Annotated in this window: 28 protein-coding genes; 18 read left to right on the top strand and 10 right to left on the bottom strand. The window is 62.8% G+C overall.

Going from position 1 to position 25,002, the window contains the following annotated elements; translation table 11 throughout:
* Nucleotides 1–55: 55 nt before the first annotated feature.
* The 13 genes from AB688_RS07480 (at nt 56) to AB688_RS07540 (ending at nt 10,630) form a co-directional block, all read left to right on the top strand.
* Entirely contained in the window at nt 56–865 is an 810-nt protein-coding gene (locus tag AB688_RS07480) for an ATP-binding cassette domain-containing protein (protein ID WP_063543171.1), read from the top strand.
* Entirely contained in the window at nt 865–1,662 is a 798-nt protein-coding gene (gene mlaE / locus AB688_RS07485; protein WP_063543173.1) for a lipid asymmetry maintenance ABC transporter permease subunit MlaE, read from the top strand. The genes AB688_RS07480 and mlaE overlap by 1 nt, the downstream gene beginning before the upstream one ends.
* Entirely contained in the window at nt 1,662–2,147 is a 486-nt protein-coding gene (mlaD, locus tag AB688_RS07490) for an outer membrane lipid asymmetry maintenance protein MlaD (protein ID WP_054894373.1), read from the top strand. The genes mlaE and mlaD overlap by 1 nt, the downstream gene beginning before the upstream one ends.
* A 9-nt stretch (nt 2,148–2,156) precedes the next feature.
* The gene (locus tag AB688_RS07495; RefSeq protein ID WP_063543175.1) at nt 2,157–2,810 is read left to right on the top strand and encodes an MlaC/ttg2D family ABC transporter substrate-binding protein; all 654 of its coding nucleotides are present in this window, start codon (nt 2,157–2,159) and stop codon (nt 2,808–2,810) included.
* Entirely contained in the window at nt 2,807–3,109 is a 303-nt protein-coding gene (locus tag AB688_RS07500; protein ID WP_054894371.1) for an STAS domain-containing protein, read from the top strand. The genes AB688_RS07495 and AB688_RS07500 overlap by 4 nt, the downstream gene beginning before the upstream one ends.
* Nucleotides 3,110–3,227: 118 nt before the next feature.
* Nucleotides 3,228–3,467, top strand: coding sequence for a BolA family protein (locus AB688_RS07505; protein WP_054894370.1), 240 nt, complete (start codon nt 3,228–3,230; stop codon nt 3,465–3,467).
* Between the two features lie 24 nt (nt 3,468–3,491).
* Entirely contained in the window at nt 3,492–4,757 is a 1,266-nt protein-coding gene (murA, locus tag AB688_RS07510) for a UDP-N-acetylglucosamine 1-carboxyvinyltransferase (RefSeq protein ID WP_063543177.1), read from the top strand.
* A 103-nt stretch (nt 4,758–4,860) separates the two neighbouring features.
* Entirely contained in the window at nt 4,861–5,496 is a 636-nt protein-coding gene (hisG, locus tag AB688_RS07515; protein ID WP_063543179.1) for an ATP phosphoribosyltransferase, read from the top strand.
* Nucleotides 5,497–5,623: 127 nt separating this feature from the next.
* Nucleotides 5,624–6,946, top strand: a complete 1,323-nt coding sequence (gene hisD, locus AB688_RS07520) for a histidinol dehydrogenase (RefSeq protein WP_054894367.1) — start codon at nt 5,624–5,626, stop codon at nt 6,944–6,946.
* Nucleotides 6,947–6,948: 2 nt separating this feature from the next.
* Complete coding sequence (gene hisC, locus AB688_RS07525) at nt 6,949–7,998, top strand: histidinol-phosphate transaminase (protein ID WP_063543181.1); 1,050 nt, start codon at nt 6,949–6,951, stop codon at nt 7,996–7,998.
* A gap of 120 nt (nt 7,999–8,118) precedes the next feature.
* The gene (locus AB688_RS07530) at nt 8,119–8,766 is read left to right on the top strand and encodes a FadR/GntR family transcriptional regulator (RefSeq protein WP_063543183.1); all 648 of its coding nucleotides are present in this window, start codon (nt 8,119–8,121) and stop codon (nt 8,764–8,766) included.
* Nucleotides 8,767–8,779: 13 nt separating this feature from the next.
* Nucleotides 8,780–10,060, top strand: coding sequence for a CynX/NimT family MFS transporter (locus AB688_RS07535; RefSeq protein ID WP_063543185.1), 1,281 nt, complete (start codon nt 8,780–8,782; stop codon nt 10,058–10,060).
* A 102-nt stretch (nt 10,061–10,162) separates the two neighbouring features.
* Complete coding sequence (locus tag AB688_RS07540) at nt 10,163–10,630, top strand: nuclear transport factor 2 family protein (RefSeq protein WP_063543187.1); 468 nt, start codon at nt 10,163–10,165, stop codon at nt 10,628–10,630.
* A gap of 8 nt (nt 10,631–10,638) precedes the next feature.
* Here the strand turns inward: AB688_RS07540 and AB688_RS07545 are convergent, their stop codons facing one another.
* Nucleotides 10,639–11,415: a hypothetical protein gene (locus AB688_RS07545; protein ID WP_063543189.1), complete on the bottom strand. Its 777-nt coding sequence runs from the start codon at nt 11,413–11,415 to the stop codon at nt 10,639–10,641.
* 129 nt (nt 11,416–11,544) lie between these two features.
* Here AB688_RS07545 and AB688_RS07550 point away from each other — a divergent pair, with 129 nt between their 5' ends.
* Nucleotides 11,545–11,883 carry a GIY-YIG nuclease family protein gene (locus AB688_RS07550; protein ID WP_054894361.1) on the top strand — a complete coding sequence of 113 codons (339 nt, stop codon included), beginning with the start codon at nt 11,545–11,547 and terminating at the stop codon, nt 11,881–11,883.
* On the opposite strand, the gene yejK is transcribed toward AB688_RS07550, so the two are convergent.
* The gene (gene yejK / locus AB688_RS07555) at nt 11,864–12,871 is read right to left on the bottom strand and encodes a nucleoid-associated protein YejK (RefSeq protein ID WP_063543191.1); all 1,008 of its coding nucleotides are present in this window, start codon (nt 12,869–12,871) and stop codon (nt 11,864–11,866) included. The two genes, AB688_RS07550 and yejK, sit on opposite strands and share 20 nt — an antisense overlap.
* Before the next feature lie 85 nt (nt 12,872–12,956).
* Here yejK and AB688_RS26730 point away from each other — a divergent pair, with 85 nt between their 5' ends.
* Nucleotides 12,957–13,238 (top strand): hypothetical protein, encoded by a 282-nt coding sequence (locus AB688_RS26730; RefSeq protein ID WP_155738192.1) that lies wholly within the window; start codon nt 12,957–12,959, stop codon nt 13,236–13,238.
* Nucleotides 13,239–13,261: 23 nt separating this feature from the next.
* Nucleotides 13,262–13,543, top strand: a complete 282-nt coding sequence (locus tag AB688_RS07560) for an HU family DNA-binding protein (RefSeq protein ID WP_054894359.1) — start codon at nt 13,262–13,264, stop codon at nt 13,541–13,543.
* Between the two features lie 50 nt (nt 13,544–13,593).
* Here the strand turns inward: AB688_RS07560 and rlmF are convergent, their stop codons facing one another.
* From rlmF to AB688_RS07585, 5 genes are all read right to left on the bottom strand, one after another.
* The gene (rlmF, locus tag AB688_RS07565) at nt 13,594–14,550 is read right to left on the bottom strand and encodes a 23S rRNA (adenine(1618)-N(6))-methyltransferase RlmF (protein WP_063543193.1); all 957 of its coding nucleotides are present in this window, start codon (nt 14,548–14,550) and stop codon (nt 13,594–13,596) included.
* Nucleotides 14,551–14,720: 170 nt separating this feature from the next.
* Nucleotides 14,721–17,567 carry a valine--tRNA ligase gene (locus tag AB688_RS07570; protein ID WP_063543195.1) on the bottom strand — a complete coding sequence of 949 codons (2,847 nt, stop codon included), beginning with the start codon at nt 17,565–17,567 and terminating at the stop codon, nt 14,721–14,723.
* 208 nt (nt 17,568–17,775) lie between these two features.
* Entirely contained in the window at nt 17,776–18,144 is a 369-nt protein-coding gene (locus AB688_RS07575; protein ID WP_063543197.1) for a hypothetical protein, read from the bottom strand.
* Nucleotides 18,145–18,149: 5 nt separating this feature from the next.
* Complete coding sequence (locus AB688_RS07580; RefSeq protein ID WP_054895503.1) at nt 18,150–18,578, bottom strand: DNA polymerase III subunit chi; 429 nt, start codon at nt 18,576–18,578, stop codon at nt 18,150–18,152.
* A 46-nt stretch (nt 18,579–18,624) separates the two neighbouring features.
* Entirely contained in the window at nt 18,625–20,118 is a 1,494-nt protein-coding gene (locus AB688_RS07585) for a leucyl aminopeptidase (RefSeq protein WP_063543199.1), read from the bottom strand.
* Nucleotides 20,119–20,472: 354 nt separating this feature from the next.
* On the opposite strand from AB688_RS07585, the gene lptF reads away from it, so the two are divergent.
* Nucleotides 20,473–21,588 (top strand): LPS export ABC transporter permease LptF, encoded by a 1,116-nt coding sequence (gene lptF, locus AB688_RS07590; protein WP_063543201.1) that lies wholly within the window; start codon nt 20,473–20,475, stop codon nt 21,586–21,588.
* On the top strand, nt 21,581–22,642 hold the full coding sequence (gene lptG / locus AB688_RS07595) for an LPS export ABC transporter permease LptG (protein ID WP_054895506.1): 1,062 nt from the start codon (nt 21,581–21,583) through the stop codon (nt 22,640–22,642). Before lptF ends, lptG begins: the two co-directional genes overlap by 8 nt.
* A 79-nt stretch (nt 22,643–22,721) precedes the next feature.
* Here lptG and AB688_RS07600 read toward each other — a convergent pair whose 3' ends face one another.
* From AB688_RS07600 to gcvT, 3 genes are all read right to left on the bottom strand, one after another.
* Nucleotides 22,722–23,210: an RDD family protein gene (locus AB688_RS07600; RefSeq protein WP_054895507.1), complete on the bottom strand. Its 489-nt coding sequence runs from the start codon at nt 23,208–23,210 to the stop codon at nt 22,722–22,724.
* A gap of 92 nt (nt 23,211–23,302) precedes the next feature.
* The gene (locus AB688_RS07605) at nt 23,303–23,515 is read right to left on the bottom strand and encodes a cold-shock protein (protein ID WP_046854299.1); all 213 of its coding nucleotides are present in this window, start codon (nt 23,513–23,515) and stop codon (nt 23,303–23,305) included.
* Nucleotides 23,516–23,859: 344 nt separating this feature from the next.
* Nucleotides 23,860–24,981, bottom strand: coding sequence for a glycine cleavage system aminomethyltransferase GcvT (gene gcvT, locus AB688_RS07610; protein WP_063543203.1), 1,122 nt, complete (start codon nt 24,979–24,981; stop codon nt 23,860–23,862).
* Nucleotides 24,982–25,002 lie beyond the last annotated feature (21 nt).

Here is a 25,002-nt window from a genome sequence, read left to right on the forward strand (position 1 = left end):
CTTCATGATGAAGGCAGGCGTCCATGTAGACGAGGCTGCATTGCAAGGAGTCTAGATGAGTTCGGATAGCGCCTACGCGGTCGAGTTGAAGGGCGTCACCTTCAAACGCGGTTCGCGCAGCATTTTCAGCAATGTCGACATCCGTATCCCCCGCGGCAAGGTCACTGGCATCATGGGGCCTTCCGGGTGCGGCAAGACAACCCTGCTGCGCCTGATGGGCGCGCAGCTGCGCCCCTCCAGTGGCGAAGTCTGGGTAGGCGGGCAGAACCTGCCGGCCCTGTCGCGCAGCGACCTCTTCGATGCCCGCAAGCAGATGGGGGTGCTGTTTCAGAGTGGTGCGCTGTTCACCGACCTGGATGTCTTCGAGAACGTGGCCTTCCCGCTGCGCGTGCACACCCAGTTGTCCGAAGAGATGATTCGCGACATCGTCCTGATGAAATTGCAGGCCGTGGGCCTGCGCGGTGCCATCGACCTGATGCCGGACGAGCTGTCAGGCGGCATGAAGCGCCGTGTGGCGCTGGCCCGGGCGATTGCGCTGGATCCGCAGATTCTCATGTACGACGAGCCTTTCGTCGGCCAGGACCCTATCGCCATGGGCGTTCTGGTGCGCCTGATCCGCCTGCTCAACGACGCCCTGGGCATCACCAGTATCGTCGTCTCGCACGACCTGGCCGAGACCGCGAGCATTGCCGACTACATCTATGTGGTCGGTGATGGCCAGGTGCTGGGGCAGGGCACGCCGGACGAACTGATGGGGTCGGACAACCCGCGTATCCGCCAGTTCATGAAGGGCGATCCGGACGGTCCGGTGCCATTCCACTTTCCTGCGCCAGACTACCGCGCCGATCTGCTGGGGACGCGTTGATGCGCAGAAAATCCATACTCGAACGCATTCGCCTGTTCGGGCGCGCCGCCATCGACGTGCTGGCCGTGCTCGGGCGCTCGTGCCTGTTCCTCTTCCATGCCCTGGCCGGACGTGGCGGCATCGGTGGCGGCTTCCAGCTGTTGACCAAGCAGCTCTATTCGGTGGGTGTGCTGTCGCTGGCGATCATCGTGGTATCCGGCATGTTCATCGGCATGGTGCTGGCCCTGCAGGGCTATAGCATCCTCACCAAATACGGCTCCGAGCAGGCCGTCGGCCAGATGGTCGCCTTGACGCTGCTGCGCGAGCTGGGACCGGTCGTCACGGCGCTGCTGTTCGCCGGGCGTGCGGGTTCGGCGCTGACGGCCGAGATCGGCAACATGAAGTCCACCGAGCAGCTCTCCAGTCTGGAGATGATCGGTGTCGACCCGCTCAAGTACATCGTCGCCCCGCGCCTCTGGGCCGGCTTCATCTCGCTGCCGCTGCTGGCGCTGATCTTCAGCGTGGTCGGCATCTGGGGTGGATCGTGGGTGGCCGTGGACTGGCTGGGGGTCTATGAGGGCTCGTTCTGGGCCAACATGCAGAACAGTGTTTCTTTCAGCGATGACGTGATCAACGGGCTGATCAAAAGCCTGGTGTTTGCCTTCGTCGTCACCTGGATCGCCGTATTCCAGGGGTATGACTGCGAACCCACTTCAGAGGGGATCAGCCGTGCCACCACCAGGACCGTGGTCTATGCCTCGTTGGCAGTCCTGGGTCTGGACTTTATTCTGACCGCCTTGATGTTTGGAGATTTCTGATGCAAAACCGCACCCTGGAAATCGGTGTCGGCCTGTTCCTCCTGGCCGGGATCCTGGCGCTGCTGCTGCTGGCCCTGCGTGTCAGCGGCCTGTCGGCCAGTCCGACCAGCGACACCTATAAAGTTTATGCGTACTTCGACAATATCGCCGGTTTGACTGTCAGAGCTAAAGTGACCATGGCCGGTGTGACCATCGGCAAGGTCACGGCCATCGATCTGGATCGCGATTCCTATACCGGTCGGGTCACCTTGCAGCTGGACAAGTCGGTCGACAATCTGCCGACCGATTCCACTGCTTCGATCCTGACCGCCGGGTTGCTCGGCGAGAAGTACATCGGCATCAGCGTGGGCGGTGAAGAGCAGGTGCTCAAGGATGGCAGCACCATCCACGACACCCAGTCGGCCCTGGTGCTGGAAGATCTGATTGGCAAGTTCCTGCTCAACTCCGTTGGCAAGGAACCGAAAGAAGCCCAACCAGCTAATTGAGGAGTTTCCATGATTTCGATCCTGCGACGTGGCCTGCTGGTCCTGCTGGCGGCCTTCCCCCTGATGGCCCTGGCGGCGCCGGGCCAGTCTCCGCGCGACGTGGTTCAGGGCACCACCACTGAACTGCTGTCCGACCTCAAGGCGAACAAGGCGCAGTACAAGTCCAACCCGACCGCTTTCTATGATGCGCTCAATCGCATCCTTGGCCCGGTGGTCGACGCTGACGGCATCTCCCGGAGCATCATGACCGTCAAGTACTCGCGCAAGGCCACGCCCGAGCAGATGCAGCGCTTCCAGGAGAATTTCCGCCGCAGCCTGTTCCAGTTCTACGGCAACGCACTGCTTGAATACGACAACCAGGGCATCACCGTCGATCCAGCCAAGCCGGATGATGGCCAGCGTGCTTCGGTGGGCATGAAAGTGTCTGGCAACAATGGCGCGGTATACCCGGTCCAGTACACCCTGGAAAACATCGGTGGTGAGTGGAAGGTGCGTAATGTCATCGTCAATGGCATCAATATCGGCAAGCTGTTCCGCGACCAGTTCGCCGACGCGATGAACCGTAATGGCAACAACCTCGACAAGACCATCGACGGCTGGGCTGGCGAAGTGGCCAAGGCCAAGGAAGCTGCCGACAGCTCTCCCGAGAAGACGGTCAAATGAGTGAAGCCGACATGACGATGACCGAGCCGGGTGTCTTGCGCCTGGCCGGTGTGCTGGACTATCGCAGCGGGCCGGCCCTGCGCAAGCAGGGCAAGGCGTTGATCGCCGCCAGCCGCGAGCAGCGGCTGGTGCTCGACTGCTCGGCCGTGAGCAAGTCCAGCAGCGTGGGGTTGTCATTGTTGCTGGCGTTCATGCGGGATGCCCAGGCTGCTGGCAAGGCCTGGGAAGTGCGCGGCATGCCTGCAGACATGCGTGAAATCGCCGAGGTCTACGACCTCGATGAAGTGCTGGCGGGCTGATGGCCCGTCATCAAGGGAAGGCCCCTCGGTCAGCGCGTCCTCGTATGGGCTTCGCAGGCGAGGGGCTTTTTTGTATCATGGCCGACCCGCGCGCACTGGGCGCCGATTGAGGTTGAGCATGCAGGCCTTAGAAGTTAAGAGCTTCCTTGAAGAAAAACTGCCGGGAACCCGGGTCGAAGTTGAAGGCGAAGGCTGCAACTTCCAGTTGAACGTGATCAGCGACGAGCTGGCCGGCCAGAGCCCGGTCAAGCGTCAGCAGGCGATCTATGCTCACCTGAATCCGTGGATCGCCAACGGCAGCATCCATGCGGTAACGATGAAATTTTTCAGCAGCGCAGCCTGGGCTGAGCGCACCTGAGCCAACGTTGGCGGCGAGATTGAAATGGACAAACTGATTATTACTGGCGGCGCGCGCCTCGACGGCGAGATCCGCATTTCCGGCGCGAAGAACGCCGCCCTGCCGATTCTGTCGGCCACGCTCCTGGCCGATGGCCCGGTCACCGTCGGCAACCTGCCACACCTGCACGACATCACCACCATGATCGAGCTGTTCGGGCGCATGGGCATCGAGCCTGTGATCGACGAGAAGCTGGCGGTGGAGATCGACCCACGCACCATCAAGACGTTGGTTGCGCCCTACGAGCTGGTCAAGACCATGCGCGCCTCGATCCTGGTACTCGGCCCGATGGTCGCCCGCTTCGGCGAGGCCGAAGTCGCCTTGCCAGGTGGCTGCGCTATCGGTTCGCGTCCGGTCGACCTGCACATCCGTGGCCTTGAAGCCATGGGCGCGAAGATCGAAGTCGAAGGCGGTTACATCAAGGCCAAGGCCCCTGAAGGCGGCCTGCGTGGCGCGCACTTCTTCTTCGACACGGTCAGCGTGACCGGTACCGAGAACATCATGATGGCTGCTGCGCTCGCCAAGGGCCGCAGCGTGCTGCAGAACGCCGCGCGCGAGCCTGAAGTGGTCGACCTGGCCAACTTCCTGATCGCCATGGGTGCGAAGATCCAGGGCGCTGGTACCGACACCATCACCATCGATGGTGTCGAGCGCCTGCACTCGGCCAGCTACCGTGTGATGCCCGACCGTATCGAGACCGGTACCTACCTCGTCGCTGCTGCTGTTACCGGCGGCCGCGTCAAGGTCAAGGACACCGATCCGACCATCCTCGAAGCCGTCCTCGAGAAGCTCAAGGAAGCTGGCGCCGACATCGCGACCGGTGAAGACTGGATCGAGCTGGACATGCACGGCAAGCGGCCCAAGGCCGTCAACCTGCGTACCGCGCCGTATCCGGCATTCCCGACCGACATGCAGGCACAGTTCATCTCCCTCAACGCCATTGCCGAAGGCACGGGCGCCGTGATCGAGACGATCTTCGAAAACCGCTTCATGCACGTGTACGAGATGCACCGCATGGGCGCGCAGATCCAGGTCGAGGGCAATACCGCCATCGTCACCGGGGTCAAGGCGCTCAAGGGTGCGCCCGTGATGGCTACCGACCTGCGCGCTTCGGCGAGCCTGGTACTGTCTGCGCTGGTCGCCGAAGGTGATACCCTGATCGACCGCATCTACCACATCGACCGTGGTTACGAGTGCATCGAGGAAAAACTGCAGATGCTGGGCGCGAAGATCCGTCGCGTACCGGGCTAGTCGCGCTATCTGCCTGTGATCGGCACACGGACGTGCCAGCCGAATCGAACACGGCCAGGTCGATGACCTGGCCGGCTGTAGCCGCTTAAGGACCGACGTTGCAATGTTGACCATCGCGCTTTCCAAAGGCCGTATTCTCGACGATACCCTGCCGCTGCTGGCCGAGGCCGGTATCGTGCCGACCGAGAACCCGGACAAGAGCCGCAAGCTGATCATCCCCACCACGCAGGACGACGTGCGCCTGCTCATCGTGCGTGCCACCGACGTGCCGACCTACGTCGAGCATGGTGCCGCCGACCTGGGTGTGGCCGGCAAGGACGTGTTGATGGAATACGGCGGCCAGGGCCTGTACGAGCCGCTCGACCTGCAGATCGCCAAGTGCAAGCTGATGACCGCTGGCGTCGTTGGTGCACCCGAGCCCAAGGGGCGTCTGCGTGTGGCCACCAAGTTCGTCAACGTAGCCAAGCGCTATTACGCCGAACAAGGCCGCCAGGTCGACATCATCAAGCTCTATGGCTCCATGGAGCTGGCCCCGCTGATCAACCTCGCCGACAAGATCATCGACGTGGTGGACACCGGCAACACCCTGCGCGCCAATGGCCTTGAGCCACAGGAGCTGATCGCCACGATCAGTTCGCGCCTGGTGGTGAACAAGGCCTCCATGAAGATGCAGCACGCCCGTATCCAGAATCTCATCGACACCCTGCGCAAGGCTGTCGAATCGCGACACCGCGGCTGACTTCTGCGCGCGACCTTCGCTGTCGCGCCCGTCTATCCGCGTCATAGCCACTTTTCTCGGGTGCCCGCGCGGATGGACTGGTAGCCTAGGGCGCCTGAGCATTCGCCAATAAAACGAGGCCCTCGTCATGACCGTGTCCACTGCAATTGCCCGTCTCAACGCTGCTGATCCGGATTTCGCGCGACATCTGGATCATCTGCTGAGCTGGGAAAGCGTGTCCGATGACGCGGTCAACCAGCGGGTGCTCGACATCATCAAAGCCGTGCGCGAGCGTGGCGATGCGGCGCTGGTGGAGTTCACCCAGCGTTTCGATGGCGTTGATGCCAAGTCCATCGATGACCTGATCCTGGGTCGCGAGCGCCTGGAACTGGCCCTGACTCGGATCTCCGCAGCCCAGCGCGAGGCGCTGGAAACTGCCGCCAACCGCGTGCGCAGCTACCACGAACGACAGAAGCAGGATTCCTGGCAGTACACCGAAGCTGATGGCACCGTGCTCGGCCAGAAAGTCACCCCGCTCGATCGCGCAGGGCTGTACGTGCCTGGCGGCAAGGCGTCGTACCCGTCATCGGTACTGATGAATGCCATCCCCGCCAAGGTCGCCGGTGTCGGTGAGGTGGTCATGGTGGTGCCGACCCCGCGTGGAGAGATCAACGAGCTGGTGCTGGCTGCGGCCTGCATCGCCGGCGTCGATCGCGTGTTTACCGTCGGTGGCGCCCAGGCAGTCGCGGCGTTGGCCTACGGCACCGAGAGCGTGCCACAGGTCGACAAGATCGTCGGTCCCGGCAATATCTACGTAGCCACTGCCAAACGCCATGTGTTCGGTCAAGTCGGCATCGACATGATCGCCGGACCCTCGGAAATCCTCGTGGTATGTGATGGCCAGACCGACCCGGACTGGATCGCCATGGACCTGTTCTCCCAGGCCGAGCACGACGAAGATGCGCAGGCGATCCTGGTCAGCCCTGATGCGGCCTTCCTTGACCGCGTGGCGGCCAGCATCGACAAGCTGCTGCCCACCATGGAACGCGCCGAGATCATCGAGAAGTCGATCAACGGTCGAGGCGCCCTGATCCAGGTGCGTGACATGCAGCAGGCCATCGAGGTCGCCAACCGCATCGCCCCGGAACACCTCGAATTGTCGGTCGCCGACCCGCAGGCCTGGTTGCCGCAGATCCGCCATGCCGGCGCGATCTTCATGGGCCGCCACACCAGCGAGGCCCTGGGTGACTACTGTGCAGGCCCCAACCACGTGTTGCCCACATCCGGCACCGCACGGTTCTCCTCGCCGCTGGGGGTGTACGACTTCCAGAAGCGTTCGTCGATCATCTTCTGCTCCGAGCAGGGCGCATCCGAGCTCGGTCACACTGCATCCGTACTGGCCCGTGGCGAGTCGCTGACCGCCCACGCCCGTAGCGCCGAATACCGCATCCTCAACGAGAAGGGGAACTGAACATGAGTCGATTCTGGAGCCCCTTCGTCAAGGACCTGGTGCCTTACGTGCCGGGTGAGCAGCCCAAGCTGGCTCGCCTGGTCAAGCTCAATACCAACGAAAACCCCTATGGGCCTTCGCCCAAGGCGTTGGAGGCCATGCGTGGCGAGCTGAGCGACAACCTGCGCCTGTACCCGGATCCGAACAGCGACCGGCTCAAGCAGGCTGTGGCTGATTACTACAAGGTCACCCCGCAGCAGGTCTTCGTCGGCAACGGTTCGGACGAAGTGCTGGCGCACATCTTCCACGGCCTGTTCCAGCACGGCGCGCCGCTGCTGTTCCCGGATATCAGCTACAGCTTCTATCCGGTGTACTGCGGCTTGTACGGTATCGACTTCGAGCAGGTGGCGCTGGACGAGCAGTTCCAGATCCGCATCGAGGACTACAACAAGCCCAATGCCGGGATCATCTTCCCCAACCCTAACGCACCGACTGGCTGCCTGCTGCCGCTCGAGGCCATCGAGCGATTGCTCCAGGCCAATCGCGACTCGGTGGTGGTCGTGGACGAAGCCTACATCGACTTTGGCGGCGAAACCGCCATCGCACTGGTGGACCGCTACGACAATTTGCTGGTGACCCAGACCCTGTCCAAGTCGCGCTCGCTGGCGGGTCTGCGGGTGGGGCTGGCAGTGGGGCATCCGGACCTGATCGAGGCACTGGAGCGGATCAAGAACAGCTTCAACTCCTATCCGCTCGATCGCATGGCGATCATCGGGGCGGCGGCAGCGTTCGAAGATCGCGCTTACTTCGACGAGACCTGCCGCAAGGTCATCGACAGCCGTGAGGCCCTGGTCGAGCAGTTGACGGCGCGGGGCTTCGAGGTACTGCCATCGGCGGCCAACTTCATCTTCGCCCGGCACCCGCAACAGGATGCGGCTGAACTGGCGGCGCGCCTGCGTGAGCAGGGGGTGATCGTGCGGCACTTCAAGCAGGCACGGATCGCGCAGTTCCTGAGGATTACCGTAGGCACGCCGGAGATGAACCAGGCGTTGATCGATGCGTTGAACGGGTAGTTCGCGTCGTTCCTGTCGCGGGGCAAGTCGGATCGCTGTATCGCCGCTCCGACTTGCCCCGCGATGCTTTTCAGCGCTAATTTTGCCGCTTGTAAATTCATCCGATGACTGGACGTTAGTATGTCCCTGTTGATCAAGCGCTCCCTGGTGGAGCAAGCCGTGGACCAATTGCGCGAGCGCATTGCCCAGGGCGCCTGGGCTGTAGGGCAGCGCCTGCCCACCGAGCCGGAACTGGCCCTGGAACTGGGCATCAGCCGCAATACCGTGCGTGAGGCCATGCGTGTGCTGGCCTTCAGTGGTCTGGTAGAAGTGCGCCAGGGCGACGGCAGCTATCTGCGCACCGCCCAAGACCCTTTGCAGGCCGTGCAGGCCATCTCGCGCTGCACGGTCGAGCAGGCCCGCGAGACCCGTTGCATCCTCGAAGCCGAGGCCATCGGCCTCGCCGCCCTGCGGCGCACCGACGATGATCTGCGCGACTTGCGCGTGGCCCTGGAGCGCAGCTGTGGGCACTTCCACGGCGATCTGGACACCTATGTGGCCTGTGACCTGGTGTTCCACCAGCGCCTGGTGGACGCTGCGCACAACCCCGCACTGAGCGAGTTGTATCGCTACTTTTCCAGCGTCGTCGCTGCAGCGGTGCAGCACAACATGAGTGCGCTTCCCCGCAGTCAACGCGTGTTCGACCTGCATGTGCAGATCCTCGACGCCATCGAACAACGCGACCCGGACGCGGCCAAGCGCCTGAGCCGGGCCCTCATCGAATCCTGAGCCCGAGTGCCCCATGCCTGAACAACTGACGTACAACCACTCCAAGCACGACCCTGAACTCGATGAGCTGCTGATCGATGCCGAGGCTGACGACGAACAGGTCCAGCAGCAGCCCGTGGTGCTGCGCCGACCTTGGTTGCTGTTGCTGGGGTTGGTACTGGTCGCGTTGAACCTGCGCCCGGCGCTGTCGAGCATGGCGCCGGTGCTGGGCCAGGTGTCCGAGGGGCTGGGGCTCAATGCTTCCGCGGCAGGTTTACTGACGACCTTGCCAGTCCTGTGCCTGGGCCTGTTCGCGCCGCTGGCGCCGATCCTGGCGCGTCGTTTTGGCAGCGAGCGGGTGATTCTGGGCATCCTCCTGACCCTGGCGTTGGGGATCCTGCTGCGCAGTGCACTCGGTGCGACCGGGGTATTCGTCGGCAGCCTGATCGCTGGTGCCAGCATCGGCATCATCGGCGTGCTGCTACCGGGCATCGTCAAGCGTGATTTCCCCGCTCATGCCGGCACCCTGACTGGCGTCTACACGATGGCCCTGTGCCTCGGCGCAGCGATGGCCGCGGGCAGCACCGTGCCCTTGAGCCAGTACTTCGGCGACAGTTGGGCCATGGGGCTGGGCTTCTGGCTGTTGCCCGCGCTGCTGGCGATGCTGGTGTGGGCGCCCCAGGCGCGCCAAGGGCATGGCGCGCACCAGGTGGCCTATCGGGTGCGGGGGCTGTGGCGCGATCGGCTGGCCTGGCAAGTGACGCTGTACATGGGGCTGCAGTCCTCGCTGGCCTACATCGTGTTCGGCTGGCTGCCGTCGATTCTCATCGGTCGTGGCCTGAGCCCCACGCAAGCCGGTCTGGTGCTTTCGGGGTCGGTGCTGGTGCAGTTGATCAGCTCGCTCAGTGCGCCCTGGCTGGCGACCCGCGGCAAGGATCAGCGGCTGGCGATCGTGGTGGTGATGCTGGTCACCCTCGGCGGCTTGTTCGGATGCCTGTATGCGCCAATCTCGGGGCTGTGGGGCTGGGCGGTGCTGCTGGGGCTGGGGCAAGGCGGTACTTTCGCCCTGGCCTTGACCCTGATCGTGCTGCGTTCGAAGGATTCGCACGTGGCGGCGAACTTGTCGAGCATGGCCCAGGGCGTCGGTTACACGCTAGCTTCGATGGGCCCGTTCGCGGTCGGACTGGTACATGACTTCACCGGTGGCTGGGCAGCGGTCGGTTGGATCTTCGCGGTGCTGGGGCTGGGGGCGATCGTCTTCGGTCTGGGGGCCGGGCGGGCGCTGCATGTGCAGGTCGTCAGCGAGCGGGTGTGAAACCGGTGCGACGCTGGATGCATTCATGGCGCAAATGACCATGGCGCGAAGGCGTGGCGCGGATTATCGTGCAGCTCTCGATTCCCTGGACGGACCTGCCCCATGAGCGACGCCAACAGCGCCCTGATCACCCGTTTTTATCAGGCCTTCCAGCGCCTGGACGCCGAGGCCATGGTGGCCTGCTACAGCGATGACATCGTTTTCAGCGATCCGGCATTCGGTACCTTGCGCGGCCAGGACGTGGGTGACATGTGGCGGATGCTGACCACCCGCGCCAAGGACTTCTCCCTGACCTTCGACAGCGTGCGCGCGGATGCGCGGGGTGGCAGTGCCCATTGGGTCGCCACCTACCTGTTCAGCCAGACCGGCCGTACCGTGGTCAATGATATCCAGGCTCGTTTCGTGTTCCGTGACGGCTTGATCTGTCAGCATGACGACAGTTTCGACCTGTGGCGTTGGTCGCGCCAAGCCCTGGGTACGCCCGGCTTGTTACTGGGGTGGAGCCCTCTGGTAAGAAACAAGGTCCGCCAGCAGGCCACCAAAGGCCTGCGGGCATTCCAGGCGCGCTGATCGCTTTTTCAGGACGTGGGAACCGCCTGTTCGTTACTGTGATAGCTGAAGGTGGCCTTGTCATGGGCCTCTTGCGGCATGCGGATGCGGATGATCGGGATGTAGGCGCCGTAGGTCTCGTACCAGTCCTTCTGGTCCGCCTGTGCTTGCTCGAGCGCCCCCCACATGCCTTCGATGTGGAAGAACGACTGGATCGGCAGTCTGTGGGATTGGTCCTCTTCCCAGGCTTGAACGATGACTTCATTCCAAGGGAATGGTAGTTCGGAGGCGAACATTCGCTGTGCCGTCAGGCTCTGGTAGAAGGCGTCGGCGCGCTCGCTCTTGCGGGTGTCACGCACATCGAATGCGCATTGGCGCTTGTAGTCCCCGGAGCGGCGGAACTCGTCGATCCAGGCGTGAGCGGTCGTGATGCCTTGCTCATGGCACAGGCGCTCGGTCGAGGTGGTTTGGCTGTTGTTGCCACACCCTTGTTGTTCGCGCGTCCAGGTATCGCCATCGGTTGGCCAGGCGCACAGCACCTGATAGCTGATCGACCCTGCCGGGCGCTGCATGCGCGGGTACAGGGTAAAGCCGCTGCGGGCATCGGCAGCCAGGCTTGTGATTGGCAGGTCGGTGCGCAGGTAGGAGAACGAGACGCCGCCTTTTTCCTTGTTGTTCGGGCTATGATGCCAGGTGTGATACTTGGGGGATGGTTTGGTCGCGCGGATCAGTACGCCCGAACAACCGTGGGCCGGAATGGCCGAACCCCCACAGTCAACCGGTGCAGCATCATAGTTTTCCTGCATCTGCGCAGCGGTTCGCTCGCCGAGGGACGCCTGGGCCAGGAATGGCGTTAGCAGCGCAGCTGTGGCTAGTAGCCGGGAACATTTTTTCAACATGGTAGAGCCCTGGATATGGATGGGCTCTCCAAACTAATGACACTCAGGATCCCTGTGGCGAGTGAAGATATTCCCGAACGGGAGGCCAAGCCCTGGTACGTGTACCTCGTGCGGGCGGCCAATGGCTCGCTGTATTGCGGCATCAGTGACGATCCGCAGCGACGCTTCCAGAAGCATCAGAAAGGGCAGGGCGCGCGTTATTTCAAGACCAGCCCGGCGCAGGCGTTGGTCTATGTCGAGCAGTGGCCGGACAAAGGCGAAGCCCTGCGCCAGGAGCGGCTGGTGAAAAAGCTGCGCAAATCGGCGAAGGAGGCGCTGGTCGCCTCCTTCGCGCAGGGTGGGGCGACGGTCGAACTCAGTCCTTGCGGCGCTTGAGCTGATCGATCAGTTGTGTCGGAAGGCCCTTGATCACCAGGGTTCCGGCTTCTTCGTCATACTCGATCTTCGAGCCCAGCAGGTGGGCCTCGAAGCTGATCGACAGACCCTCGGCACGTCCAGTGAAACGGCGGAACTGGTTCAGGGTGCGTTTGTCCGCAGGAATTTCCGGCGACAGGCCATAGTCCTTGTTGCGGATGTGGTCGAAGAACGCCTTGGGGCGGTCTTCGTCGATCAGGCTCGACAGTTCCTCCAGGGTGATCGGCTCGCCCTGCTTGGTCTGGCTGGTGGCATAGTCAACCAGGGTCTGGGTCTTCTCGCGCGCTGCTTCCTCGGGCAGATCCTCGCTCTCGACGAAGTCGCTGAACGCCTTGAGCAGGGTTCGGGTTTCACCAGGGCCGTCGACACCTTCCTGACAGCCGATGAAATCGCGGAAGTAGTCCGACACCTTCTTGCCGTTCTTGCCCTTGATGAAGGAAATGTACTGCTTCGAGTGCTGATTGTTCTTCCACTCGGACAGGTTGATTCGCGCGGCCAGGTGCAGTTGCCCCAAGTCCAGGTGGCGTGACGGGGTGACGTCGAGTTCGGCGTTCACCGCCACACCTTCGCTGTGGTGCAGCAGGGCGATGACCAGATACTCGGTCATGCCTTGCTGATAATGGGCGAACAGCACATGACCGCCTGTGGACAGGTTCGACTCTTCCATCAGCTTCTGCAGGTGCTCGACTGCGATGCGGCTGAAGGTGGTGAAGTCCTTTTCCTCTTCTTGGTACTGCTTGAGCCAGCCACTGAGCGGGTAGGCGCCGGATTCTCCGTGGAAGAAGCCCCAGGCCTTGCCCTGTTTGGCGTTATAGCTGTCGTTGAGGTCGGCCAGGAGGTTCTCGATGGCGTCCGACGCCGCCAGTTCGGTGTCTCGCGCATGGAGCACGGCGGGGCTGCCGTCGGGCTTCTTGTCGATCAGGTGAACGATGCAATGACGGATTGGCATGGAATTCTCTGAAAGGATGGGCGGTGCGATACCGCGCTGCAAAGTGGCTCAGTTTACCGCAGGGCAGGGGTGATGCAGTGGCCAGATGTTGGCGGAAATGCCAGTTGTTCGTTTTTTGTTCAAAAATCTGCGCTTTTCGGGCAAACCCCCGAAAAACCTCAATAAAATCACGGTCGACAGCGGATATTTCCTGGTTCCTGTGTTAGCTTTGCGCCGTCTTGCGCCCCTTGGGGTGGCGCATTGCTGGCAGCTCGCTTGCGTCGTGTCGAACCAAACGCTGATTTTCGTATCTACATACGCGATTGGCGAGGCTCGCCGGACCTTCCGTGCAGGCCCGATAACGATGAAGCACGCTGCATACCTCTGATTTGATAGGGAAGGAACACCACCATGGCATTGACCAAAGACCAACTGATTGCCGACATCGCCGAAGCCATCGACGCACCGAAAACCACCGCGCGCAACGCTCTGGAGCAACTGGGCCAGATCGTCGCTGACCAACTGGAAAACGGCGCTGAAATCACCCTGCCAGGCATCGGCAAGCTGAAAGTCTCCGAGCGTCCTGCCCGCACTGGCCGTAACCCTTCGACTGGCGCTGCCATCGAAATCGCTGCCAAGAAAGTCGTCAAGTTCGTACCAGCCAAGGTCCTGAACGACGCCATCAACAAGTAATTGTCGATGCTTCATTGAAACCGCGCCCGGCTTGTCCGGGCGCGGTTTTTTCACGCCTGCGCCTTGCCTCGCGCGGCATGCCAGGCGCTGCGCATGGCGTCGTCCTGGAAGCTCCAGGCCACCATGCGGCTCTGTTTCTGGCCCTGGCCCATCTCTACGACGCGCTGGGCTTTCACGCCCGCTTTCTTGAGCGCCGCTTCGATCCCCGGCAGATTGCTGACCTTGGACACCAGGCTGGTGAACCACAGCACCCGCTCGCCATACTGCGCACTTTCGTTCACCAGTTGGGTGACGAAGCGGATCTCGCCCCCCTCGCACCACAGCTCGTTGTTCTGCCCGCCGAAGTTCAGCACTGGCAACTTGCGGGTGGGATCCTGCTTGCCCAGATTCTTCCATTTGCGCTGGCTGCCACGGGTGGCCTCCTCGCGCGAGCCGTGGAAGGGCGGGTTGCACAGGGTCAGGTCGAAGCGCTCGTCGTCCTGCAGCAGACCGCTGAGGATGTGCTTGCGGTTGGCCTGCTGGCGCAGGGTGATGGCCTTGTTCAGGCCATTGGCCTGGACGATCGCCTTGGCCGAGGCCAGCGCCGTGGCGTCGATATCCGAGCCGAGAAAGCGCCAGCGGTAGTCGCTATGGCCGAGCAGCGGGTAGATGCAGTTGGCGCCGACGCCGACGTCCAGCGCGCGCACCTGGGCGCCGCGTGGGACCTGCCCGCCGTTGTCTTCGGCCAGCAGGTCGGCGAGCACGTGGATGTAGTCGGCGCGTCCTGGGATCGGCGGGCACAGGTAGTCCGCGGGGATGTCCCAGTGCTGGATGCCGTACTGGGCCTTTAGCAAGGCACGGTTGAACACGCGCACGGCCTCGGGGTTGGCGAAGTCGATGCTCGGTTTGCCGTGGGGGTTGGTGATGGTGAACCGGGCCAGGTCAGGATGGGCCTTGATCAGGCTGGGGAAGTCGTAGCGGCCCTGGTGGCGATTGCGCGGATGCAGGGTGGGTTTGTTCTGGGTCATGCTCGTGTCCGGTGTCGCTTGCACTGGCCAAAGGCCGCACGGCGGCCCATTCGCGGCCAAGGCCGCTCCCACAGGATAGTGGGGCTCTTTGAAGACAGCCCATTCCTGTGGGAGCGGCCTTGGCCGCGAACGAGGGCGAAGCCCTCGCCGGTCAGTTCAGCAATGTCAGGTTACAGCGCTGCAATCCGCGCATGCTGCTCGGTGAAGTTGGCCAGGGCCTGTTCGGACTCGGCCAGTTTGGCACGTTCCTTCTCGATCACCGCAGGCGGTGCCTTGTCGACGAAGGCGGCGTTGGACAGCTTGCCGTCGACACGCTGGACCTCACCCTGCAGGCGCTGGATTTCCTTGTTCAGGCGTGCAAGCTCAGCGTCCTTGTCGATCAGGCCGGCCATCGGTACCAGTACCTGCAGATCGCCTACCAGTGCGGTGGCCGACAGCGGCGCTTCGTCCTGCTCGCCGAGTACCGTGAAGGTCTCGACCTTGGCCAGCTTCTTGAGCAGCGCTTCGTTTTCCTGCAGGCGACGCTGGTCGTCGGCATTGGCGTTCTTCAGGAACAGCGGCAGGGGCTTGCCCGGACCGATGTTCATCTCGGCGCGGATGTTGCGCAGGCCGACCATCAGCTCCTTGAGCCATTCGATGTCGCCTTCGGCGCCGGCATCGATGCGGCTCTCATTGGCCACCGGCCAAGGCTGCAGCATGATGGTCTTGCCCTGAACGCCCGCCAGCGGCGCGATGCGCTGCCAGATCTCCTCGGTGATGAACGGCATGAACGGATGCGCCAGGCGCAGTACCACTTCCAGCACGCGGACCAGGGTACGGCGAGTACCGCGGGCGCGCTCGATGGGCGCATTTTCATCCCACAGTACCGGCTTGGACAGCTCCAGGTACCAGTCGCAGTACTGGTTCCAGACGAACTCGTACAGCGCCTGGCTGGCCAGGTCGAAGCGGAACTGCTCGAGTTGGCGAGTCACTTCCGCTTCGGTGCGTTGCAGTTGCGAGATGATCCAGCGATCGGCCAGCGACAACTCGTAGGCCTCGCCGTTCTGGCCGCAGTCCTCGCCCTTGTCCAGCACGTAGCGGGCAGCGTTCCAGATCTTGTTGCAGAAGTTGCGGTAGCCTTCGACGCGGCCCATGTCGAACTTGATGTCACGGCCGGTGGAAGCCAGCGAGCAGAAGGTGAAGCGCAGGGCATCGGTGCCGTAGCTGGCGATACCCTCGGGGAATTCGGCCTTGGTCTGCTTGGCGATCTTCTCGGCGAGCTTGGGCTGCATCAGGCCGCTGGTACGTTTTTCCAGCAGCGCTTCGAGCGTGATGCCGTCGACGATGTCCAGCGGGTCGAGCACGTTGCCCTTGGACTTGGACATCTTCTGGCCTTGGCCATCGCGCACCAGGCCATGCACGTACACGGTCTTGAACGGGACCTGCGGGGTGCCATCCTCGTTCTTGATCAGGTGCATGGTCAGCATGATCATCCGGGCGACCCAGAAGAAGATGATGTCGAAGCCCGTGACCAGTACGTCGGTGGAGTGGAATTTCTTCAGGAACTCGGTCTGTTCCGGCCAGCCGAGCGTGGAGAAAGTCCACAGGCCCGAGCTGAACCAGGTGTCGAGCACGTCGTCGTCCTGGCGCAGGACCACATCGCTGCCCAGGCCGTGCTTGGTCCGCACTTCTTCCTCGTTGCGGCCGACATAGACCTGGCCGGCCTCGTCGTACCACGCCGGGATGCGGTGGCCCCACCACAGCTGGCGGCTGATGCACCAGTCCTGGATGTCGCGCATCCAGGAGAAGTACATGTTCTCGTACTGTTTCGGCACGAACTGGATGCGACCGTCTTCCACGGCGGCGATGGCTGGCTCGGCCAGCGGCTTGGTGGAGACGTACCACTGGTCGGTCAGCCACGGCTCGATGACGGTACCCGAGCGGTCGCCTTTCGGCACTTTCAGGGCGTGGTCATCGACGCTGACCAGCAGCCCCTGCGCGTCCAGGTCGGCAACCATTTGCTTGCGCGCCACGAAGCGGTCGAGGCCGGCGTACTGCGCAGGCAGCGAGGTGTCGAGGTTTTCGTTGACGCTGCCATCGAGGTTGAAGGCCTGGACCGCGGCGAGCACGGTGGCGTTCTTGTCGAAGATGTTCAGCAGCGGCAGGTTGTGGCGCTTGCCGACTTCATAGTCGTTGAAGTCGTGGGCCGGGGTGATTTTCACGCAGCCGGTACCGAACTCGGGATCGCAGTAGTCGTCGGCGATGATCGGGATGCGGCGTCCGACCAGCGGCAGCTCGACGAACTTGCCGATCAGCGCCTGGTAGCGCTCGTCGGTCGGGTTGACGGCAACGGCGACGTCACCGAGCAGGGTTTCCGGACGGGTGGTGGCAACGACCAGGTGGTCCTTGCCTTCGGCCGTGGTGGCGCCATCGGCCAACGGGTAGCGCAGGTTCCACAGGTGGCCTTTCTCGTCGTGGTTTTCCACTTCGAGGTCGGAAATCGCGGTGTGCAGCTTGGTGTCCCAGTTGACCAGACGCTTGCCGCGGTAGATCAGGCCGTCCTCATGCAGGCGCACGAAGGCTTCCTTGACGGCTTCGGACAGGCCGTCATCCATGGTGAAGCGTTCGCGGCTCCAGTCGACCGACGAACCCAGGCGACGGATCTGGCGGCTGATGTTGCCACCGGACTGTTCCTTCCACTCCCAGACCTTCTCCAGGAACTTTTCGCGGCCCAGGTCGTGGCGGTTCTGGCCTTTCGCCTCGAGCTGGCGCTCCACCAGCATCTGCGTGGCGATGCCGGCATGGTCGGTGCCCGGCTGCCACAGGGTGTCGCGCCCCTGCATGCGGCGGAAGCGGATCAGGGCGTCCATGATCGCGTTGTTGAACCCATGACCCATGTGCAGGCTGCCGGTCACGTTCGGCGGTGGGATCATGATGGTGTAGGACTCGCCTGCACCTTGCGGGGCGAAATAGTTCTCGGACTCCCAGGTGTTGTACCAGGAAGTTTCGATGGCGTGCGGCTGGTAGGTCTTATCCATGCGCGGCGGGACCCTTAGGCATAAATACGGAAAAGCCGAAGAGTATACAACGGGCAGGGCGCAGGGGACATGGGATCGTTATATTGCACGACGATGGTGTGCTTTTCGCGGGCAAGCCCGCTCCCACAGGCACACCACAGTTCTCGAGGCTGTGGTGTGCCTGTGGGAGCGGGCTTGCCCGCGAAAAGGACGCCGCAAAAGGCGAGTGTTACTCGGAACGCTTGATCAACCGCTCCATCCGCGCTTCGAGGCGACGCTTGACCTCGGTCTCGATGTGCGGAACGAAGTCGTTGATCACATCCTGCATGATCGATTGCGCCGCAGCGCGCAGTTCGGTGTCCAGGTGCAGCAGGGTGTCCTGGCGGCGAGTCTGGGCATCTTCTTCCGGTGCGCTGGCCTGGGCAGGTTCGACGGTGGTTGTCGCGTTGCCGGCCGGCTCATCGAGCAGCAGGGGAATCTGCTCGACCGTTTCGGTCAGCAGCGGCGGCTGCAGGTCGGCGTCGCCAAGCAACTGGCGGATCGACTCGAGATCGTCGAGCAGGTGGGCGGATTGTGTCAGTGAGGAGGGTTTGTCCATCGTCGTCAAAGTCGCTGTAAGCGGTGGTCTTGCAGAGCATAGCCCTGTTCGCGGTAGAAACGGAATCGCTCGCGGGCCAACTGGCGAATGGAGGCCTCTTCGACAACGATCTCGGCGACCCGCTCGAACTGGCCGACGAACCCTGGCACATCACCGCCCAGGTTGATCAGCAGGTCGCGGTGCTCGCCAGCAGTGTCGCCCAGGCCCAATGCGACCCTGGCATCGGCGTGTTGCTCGGCCAAGTCATGGGGCACGAAAGCCTCGCCCTTGAAATGCCACAGGCGTTCATCCAGGGCGTTTCGCTGTTCGTCGTCCTGGCAATGCAGGTAGACCCGGTGGCCGAGGCGCCAGGCCTTTTCGCACAGCTTGCAGGCGAAATCCAGCCGCGCCGACAGCGAGTCGGTGGGCAGGATGTAGAAATCGACTTTGCTCATGTTCGTTCAGCCCGGCCGGCGCCACTCGGGCGCCGGCACTGGTGTGTCAGACGCCCGCGCGATCCAGCAGGTACTGGGTCAGCAGCGGAACAGGGCGGCCGGTGGCACCCTTGTCCTTGCCACCGCTGACCCATGCGGTACCGGCGATGTCCAGGTGCGCCCAGCTGTAGTTCTTGGTGAAGCGCGACAGGAAGCAGCCCGCGGTGATGGTGCCGGCTTTAGGGCCGCCGATGTTGGCGATGTCGGCGAACGGGCTGTCCAGTTGTTCCTGGTACTCGTCGAACAGCGGCAGTTGCCAGGCGCGGTCGTCGGCACGCTTGCCAGCGTCGAGCAACTGGCCGACCAGATCGTCGCTGTTGCCCATCAGGCCCGACGTGTGGCTGCCCAGGGCGACGATGCAGGCGCCGGTGAGGGTGGCGATGTCGATCACCGCCTGCGGTTTGAAGCGCTCGGCATAGGTCAGCGTGTCGCACAGCACCAGGCGGCCTTCGGCGTCGGTGTTGAGGATCTCGACGGTCTGCCCGCTCATGGTGGTGACGATGTCGCCCGGGCGGGTTGCGCCGCCGCTGGGCATGTTCTCGGCGCACGCCAGCAGGCACACCAGGTTGATCGGCAACTGCAGCTCGAGCACCGCACGCAGGGTGCCGAACACGCTGGCAGCGCCGCCCATGTCGTACTTCATTTCATCCATGCCGGCACCGGGTTTGAGGCTGATGCCGCCGGTATCGAAGGTGATGCCCTTGCCGACCAGCACGAACGGCTTGTCGGTCTTCTTGGCGCCTTGGTATTGCATGACGATCAGGCGTGGCGGCTGGTCGCTGCCCTGGCCTACGGCGTAGAACGCGCCCATGCCCAGGTCCTTGATCTTCTTCTCGTCGAGTACTTCGACCTTGAGGCCCTTGTGCGCCTTGCCCAGTTCCTTGGCCTGCTCGGCGAGGAAGCTCGGGTGACAGATGTTCGGCGGCAGGTTGCCCAGGTCGCGGGTCAGGCTCATGCCGGTGGTGATGGCGGTGGCATGCTTGACCGCACGCTCGACGTCAGCCTGGCCGGCCTTGTCGGCGAGCAGGGTGACTTTCTTCAGGGCACGCGGTTCGGCCTTCTGGCTCTTGAAACGGTCGAACACGTAGCTGCCGTCGAGCAGGGTTTCGGCCAGCAGGCGATATTTGCCGTAATGACCGTCGCGGTTGGCTACTGCGATGTCGTCCAGCGCCAGCACGGCGTCACCGCCTGCCAGGTTGCGCAGCACCCCGGCAACGCTGGCGATCAGCTTGCGCCAGGCACGATCGCCCAGGGCTTCATCCTTGCCGCTGCCAACCAGCAGTACGCGCTCGGCCTTGAGGCCCGGCAGGCTCTGCAGCAGCAGGGTCTGGCCCGGCTTGCCGGCCAGGTCGCCGCGCTTGAGGATGGCGCTGATGGCGCCATCGGTCGCCTGATCAACGGCCTTGGCCACGGTGCCAAGCTTGCGGCCTTCGCCGACCGGCACGACCAGGGTGGCGGTTTTCACGGATGCTGCGGCTACGGTCTTTACAACCAGTTCCATGTCAGGTTCCCCGAATGATCTCTGTTGTTGGCCACTGCCGCAGGGTCAGTGCGACAGGCCTGGCCGCGTGCTTGCGTGCCAGTTGAAAAGCGGCCAGTTTGAGCCTGCCGCCGCCTTGCTGACAACCCCGGTCTATGCTTTTGCAGGGCAGCGCCTGCTTCAATGGCGGGGCTTTGTCGCACTTTTACGGTCATGACGTCCGCTGTCATGCGCCGCCAAGTGACAGGCGCGCCCAATCACAGGATAATGCGCGCACTTTTAGATGGAGGTTCGCTTGAGGCGAACCGGCATAGGTCTTGGCTTTACTCAGTCATTGTCTGGCAATCCGCCCCTGACAACCCAGGAGTGTCTGGTTTGATCGTCTTTCGTTATCTGTCCCGCGAGGTCCTGGTGACCTTGAGCGCCGTCAGCGCAGTGCTGTTGGTGATCATCATGAGCGGGCGCTTCATCAAATACCTGGCCCAGGCGGCCCAGGGTGCGCTCGACCCGGGCGTGCTGTTCCTGATCATGGGCTTCCGCCTGCCGGGCTTCCTGCAACTGATCCTGCCGCTGGGCCTGTTCCTCGGCATCCTGCTGGCCTACGGGCGGCTGTATCTCGAAAGCGAGATGACCGTGCTCTCGGCCACCGGCATGAGTCAGCAGCGTCTGCTGACGCTGACGCTGGCGCCGGCTGCGCTGGTTGCGCTGGTGGTTGCCTGGCTGAGCTTGAGCCTGGCCCCCCAAGGTGTGGCCCAGGTGCAGAAGATCATCGCCCAGCAGGATGCCCTGACCGAGTTCGATACGCTCGTGCCGGGTCGTTTCCAGACCCTGCGTGACGGCACGCGTGTCACCTACACCGAGCGGATGTCCGACGACCGCGTCAACCTGGGCGGGGTGTTCATTTCCGAGAAGCGCTTCAACCAGGACAAGACCAAGGACCGCGCACCGTCGGTGCTGGTGGCGGAAAAAGGCCATCAGGAGGTGCAGCCTGATGGCAACCGCTACCTGATCCTGGAAAACGGTTACCGTTACGACGGCAACCCCGGCCAGGCCGACTATCGGGCGATCAAGTACGACACCTACGGTGTGCTGCTGCCCAAGCCTGAGGTCAGCGAGGAAGTCACCGAGCGTGAAGCCATCCCGACCACCGACCTGTTCGGGCATGACGGCCTGCGTGAGCGCGCCGAACTGCAATGGCGCCTGTCGCTGCCGCTGCTGGTATTCATCGTGACCCTGCTGGCCGTGCCGCTGGCCAAGGTCAACCCGCGCCAGGGCCGCTTCCTCAAGTTGCTGCCGGCGATCCTCCTGTACATGGCCTACCTGACGATGCTGATTTCCGTTCGCGGCGCCCTCGAGAAGGGCAAGTTGCCGATCTCCCTGGGCATCTGGTGGGTGCACGCGTTGTTCCTGCTCATCGGCCTGGCGCTGATGTACTGGGAGCCGCTGCGCCTGAAGATGGCCGCGCGCCGTGCGGGGGTGGCCCATGGTTAAGATCGACCGCTATATCGGCCAGAGCGTACTGCTGGCCATCCTGGCCGTGCTGGGGATCATCCTCGGCCTGGCCTCGCTGTTCGCCTTCATCGACGAGATGGGCGATTTGAGCGATACCTATACCCTGCTCGACGCCGGCAGCTACGTGCTGCTCACCGCGCCGCGTCGGCTGTATGACATGCTGCCGATGGCTGCGCTGATCGGCTGCCTGATCGGCCTGGGCAGCCTGGCCAGCAGCAGCGAGCTGACCATCATGCGTGCTGCGGGCGTGTCCATCGGTCGCATCGTCTGGGCAGTGATGAAGCCGATGCTGGTGCTGATGCTGGTCGGTCTGCTGATTGGCGAATACGTTGCACCGGTCACCGAGAACAAGGCCCAGGCCGAGCGCTCGCTGGCGCAGGGCGGTGGTGAGGCGCAAAGCTCCAAGCGCGGCATGTGGCACCGCCAGGGCGAAGAGTTCGTGCACATCAACTCGGTACAGCCCAACGGCTTGCTGCTCGGTGTGACCCGCTACCGTTTCGACGAACAACGCAAGATCGTCGCTTCCAGCTTCGCCCGCCGCGCGCTGTACCAGGATCAGCGCTGGGTGCTGCACGACGTCAGCACCACGTTCTTCCGTGGCGACCACACCGAAGTGGTGCAGGCACCGGAAGAAATCTGGGACGTGTCGGTGACGCCGGAATTGCTCAATACCGTGGTGCTGCCTCCCGAGTCGTTGTCGATCACCGGGTTGTGGGAATACATCCACTACCTGGCCGACCAGGGTTTGAACAACGCCCGTTACTGGCTGGCGTTCTGGACCAAGATCCTGCAACCCGCGGTGACCGCTGCACTGGTACTGATGGCGATTTCCTTCATCTTCGGTCCGCTGCGCTCGGTGACCCTGGGTCAGCGCGTGTTTACCGGCGTGCTGGTGGGCTTCGTGTTCCGCATCGCCCAGGACCTGCTGGGGCCGTCGAGCCAGGTGTTCGGTTTCCCGCCGCTGTTGGCGGTGGTGATTCCAGCCGGGATCTGCGCACTGGCCGGTGTGTGGTTGTTGCGTCGGGCAGGGTGATGAGCCAGGCGTGAATGAGAAAGCCGACCCCAGGGTCGGCTTTTTTGTGGCTCGAAGTTGGCTTTATCGCAGCCCAGGATCATTTCTTCTGCTTCGGAATCCGCACCAACTGGGTTTCCGAGTAGATGTCATGCCAGCTGCGCTTGCGCTTGTCGATCAACGACCAGATGAACCCCAGCCCCAGGCACAACCACGAAGCAATAGACACCACGAAGCGCAACAGCGCCTGCCACAAACTGATCGCGCTGCCGTCGGCATTCTGTACACGCACGCCCCACACCTGCATGCCCAGGGTCTGGCCGCCGTGGGTCCAGAACTTGGCGAAGAAGCCGAACAGGGCAAACAACAGGACGGTGGACAACAGCGGATCGCCATCGAGCGCGCCGGCGTCGGTCAGCTCACGCATGCGGGCTTCGCCGATGATCGACATCTGCACTAACTTGTAGACACCTGCCGTGACGATCAGCAGGGCGGTGCACAGGAGGAAATCATAGAACATTGCCGCCAGACGGCGCCCCAGGCCTGCGGGCGGGAAATCGCCCTGGGGGGTGAGAGAACGCTTGGACATGCAGGAGGGCTCCGGGTGGAAAGTCCTCATTCTATGAAATTGCAGGCACAAAAAAGCCCCTGCGCGTCAACGCAGGGGCTTTTTCACAGAAATCAGCCTTCTGCTTGTACTTCGTCAGCCTGCATGCCTTTCTGGCCCTGCACTGCAACGAAGGTGACTTTCTGGCCTTCTTTCAGGCTCTTGAAGCCGTTGCCTTGGATGGCGCGGAAGTGAACGAACAGATCCGGACCGCTCTCTGGGGTGATGAAGCCGTAACCTTTCTCGTCATTGAACCACTTGACGGTACCGTTCTGACGCTCAGCCATTTTCTTATTTCCTATGAATCTTTAGATAGTGATTTCAGTTTCTTTCGCATCACACGGCGAAAGAGTACTGGGCTGGGTTGCAGGAAAGTAAGAGACGTCGAACGGGTTGTAGCAAATTGCGGCTACTGGCCCAGGTCACGAACTGTTGCGACCCATGCAAACACAGTGAGAAGACTCTACGCCAACTCCAGCGACAAAAACAAGCCCCGCACGGCGCAGGGATCAAGGCTTTTGCCGATTACCGACAAAATTGTCGGAAACGGCATGGCGCCTGGCCTGGCGCCATGTTCAAAAGTTATTGCGCAGGTTCGTAATCGAATAAGCGCGCTGTTGTGAGATTGCTTTCAACCTCGGTAGTAACGTTGCGCCACGAAAGGCATTTTGCTGACTTTCAGGGCAACTTGTTTGCCGCGCACGACCGCAAACAACGGCGTTTCCAGCGCGGCATGTTCGTTATCGACATACCCCATTGCCACGGGTGTACCCAGGGTCGGGCCGAAACCACCGCTGCACACCTTGCCGACCGGCGTGCCGTGCGCATCGACAATCTCGGCGCCCTCACGAACCGGCGTGCGCTCCTGTGGCAGCAGGCCCACACGTTTGCGGCTCACGCCCTGCTGCTGTTGGGCAAATACGCGGGTGGCGCCCGGGAAACCACCGGCCCGTGCTCCGTCGGCGCGACGAACCTTGGAGATCGCCCACAACAGGCTGGCCTCGATCGGCGTAGTCTCGGTGTCCATGTCGTGGCCGTACAGGCACAGGCCGGCTTCCAGGCGCAGCGAGTCGCGTGCGCCCAGGCCGATCGGCTGCACCTCAGGCTCGGCCAGCAGGCGTCGAGCCAGGGCTTCGGCAGCAGTGGCCGGTACCGAGATTTCGTAGCCGTCCTCGCCGGTGTAGCCCGAGCGGCTGACGAAGCAGTCCTCACCCAGCAACTGCAACGGGCGGAACTGCATGAAGGTCATGCCGGCCACTTCCGGCGCCAGGCGCTCCAGCACCTTGACCGCAGCCGGGCCCTGCAAGGCGAGCAGGGCGCGCTCCTCGAACAAAGGCTGGATCTCGCAGCGCTGGCCGATGTGCTTTTGCAGGTGAGCCAGGTCCTGATCCTTACAGGCGGCATTGACCACCAGGAACAGTGTATCGTCGCCCAGGTTGGCCACCATCAGGTCGTCGAGGATGCCTCCTTGCTCATTGGTGAACATGGCGTAGCGCTGCATGCCCACCGGCAGGTCGATGATGTCTACTGGCACCAGGCTTTCCAAAGCCTTGGCCGCGTCGCTGCCACGCAGCACGATCTGGCCCATGTGCGACACATCGAACAGACCGGCCTGCTCGCGGGTATGCAGGTGTTCCTTGAGCACCCCCAACGGATACTGCACGGGCATGTCGAAGCCTGCGAACGGCACCATGCGCGCGCCCAGCTCCAGGTGAAGGGCGTGCAGCGGGGTCTTGAGCAACGTATCGGACATCGGTAACTCCTTGGTTTTTGT

It is taken from the genome of Pseudomonas putida, assembly GCF_001636055.1.
Lineage (GTDB): Bacteria > Pseudomonadota > Gammaproteobacteria > Pseudomonadales > Pseudomonadaceae > Aquipseudomonas > Aquipseudomonas machongensis.

Bases quoted from the DNA above. Each gene is read 5' to 3' on its own strand.
- AB688_RS07480 (WP_063543171.1), top strand. From the start codon at position 56: ATGAGTTCGGATAGCGCCTACGCGGTCGAGTTGAAGGGCGTCACCTTC.
- mlaE (WP_063543173.1), top strand. From the start codon at position 865: ATGCGCAGAAAATCCATACTCGAACGCATTCGCCTGTTCGGGCGCGCC.
- mlaD (WP_054894373.1), top strand. From the start codon at position 1,662: ATGCAAAACCGCACCCTGGAAATCGGTGTCGGCCTGTTCCTCCTGGCC.
- AB688_RS07495 (WP_063543175.1), top strand. From the start codon at position 2,157: ATGATTTCGATCCTGCGACGTGGCCTGCTGGTCCTGCTGGCGGCCTTC.
- AB688_RS07500 (WP_054894371.1), top strand. From the start codon at position 2,807: ATGAGTGAAGCCGACATGACGATGACCGAGCCGGGTGTCTTGCGCCTG.
- AB688_RS07505 (WP_054894370.1), top strand. From the start codon at position 3,228: ATGCAGGCCTTAGAAGTTAAGAGCTTCCTTGAAGAAAAACTGCCGGGA.
- murA (WP_063543177.1), top strand. From the start codon at position 3,492: ATGGACAAACTGATTATTACTGGCGGCGCGCGCCTCGACGGCGAGATC.
- hisG (WP_063543179.1), top strand. From the start codon at position 4,861: ATGTTGACCATCGCGCTTTCCAAAGGCCGTATTCTCGACGATACCCTG.
- hisD (WP_054894367.1), top strand. From the start codon at position 5,624: ATGACCGTGTCCACTGCAATTGCCCGTCTCAACGCTGCTGATCCGGAT.
- hisC (WP_063543181.1), top strand. From the start codon at position 6,949: ATGAGTCGATTCTGGAGCCCCTTCGTCAAGGACCTGGTGCCTTACGTG.
- AB688_RS07530 (WP_063543183.1), top strand. From the start codon at position 8,119: ATGTCCCTGTTGATCAAGCGCTCCCTGGTGGAGCAAGCCGTGGACCAA.
- AB688_RS07535 (WP_063543185.1), top strand. From the start codon at position 8,780: ATGCCTGAACAACTGACGTACAACCACTCCAAGCACGACCCTGAACTC.
- AB688_RS07540 (WP_063543187.1), top strand. From the start codon at position 10,163: ATGAGCGACGCCAACAGCGCCCTGATCACCCGTTTTTATCAGGCCTTC.
- AB688_RS07545 (WP_063543189.1), bottom strand. From the start codon at position 11,415: ATGCAGGAAAACTATGATGCTGCACCGGTTGACTGTGGGGGTTCGGCC.
- AB688_RS07550 (WP_054894361.1), top strand. From the start codon at position 11,545: ATGACACTCAGGATCCCTGTGGCGAGTGAAGATATTCCCGAACGGGAG.
- yejK (WP_063543191.1), bottom strand. From the start codon at position 12,871: ATGCCAATCCGTCATTGCATCGTTCACCTGATCGACAAGAAGCCCGAC.
- AB688_RS26730 (WP_155738192.1), top strand. From the start codon at position 12,957: ATGTTGGCGGAAATGCCAGTTGTTCGTTTTTTGTTCAAAAATCTGCGC.
- AB688_RS07560 (WP_054894359.1), top strand. From the start codon at position 13,262: ATGGCATTGACCAAAGACCAACTGATTGCCGACATCGCCGAAGCCATC.
- rlmF (WP_063543193.1), bottom strand. From the start codon at position 14,550: ATGACCCAGAACAAACCCACCCTGCATCCGCGCAATCGCCACCAGGGC.
- AB688_RS07570 (WP_063543195.1), bottom strand. From the start codon at position 17,567: ATGGATAAGACCTACCAGCCGCACGCCATCGAAACTTCCTGGTACAAC.
- AB688_RS07575 (WP_063543197.1), bottom strand. From the start codon at position 18,144: ATGGACAAACCCTCCTCACTGACACAATCCGCCCACCTGCTCGACGAT.
- AB688_RS07580 (WP_054895503.1), bottom strand. From the start codon at position 18,578: ATGAGCAAAGTCGATTTCTACATCCTGCCCACCGACTCGCTGTCGGCG.
- AB688_RS07585 (WP_063543199.1), bottom strand. From the start codon at position 20,118: ATGGAACTGGTTGTAAAGACCGTAGCCGCAGCATCCGTGAAAACCGCC.
- lptG (WP_054895506.1), top strand. From the start codon at position 21,581: ATGGTTAAGATCGACCGCTATATCGGCCAGAGCGTACTGCTGGCCATC.
- AB688_RS07600 (WP_054895507.1), bottom strand. From the start codon at position 23,210: ATGTCCAAGCGTTCTCTCACCCCCCAGGGCGATTTCCCGCCCGCAGGC.
- AB688_RS07605 (WP_046854299.1), bottom strand. From the start codon at position 23,515: ATGGCTGAGCGTCAGAACGGTACCGTCAAGTGGTTCAATGACGAGAAA.
- gcvT (WP_063543203.1), bottom strand. From the start codon at position 24,981: ATGTCCGATACGTTGCTCAAGACCCCGCTGCACGCCCTTCACCTGGAG.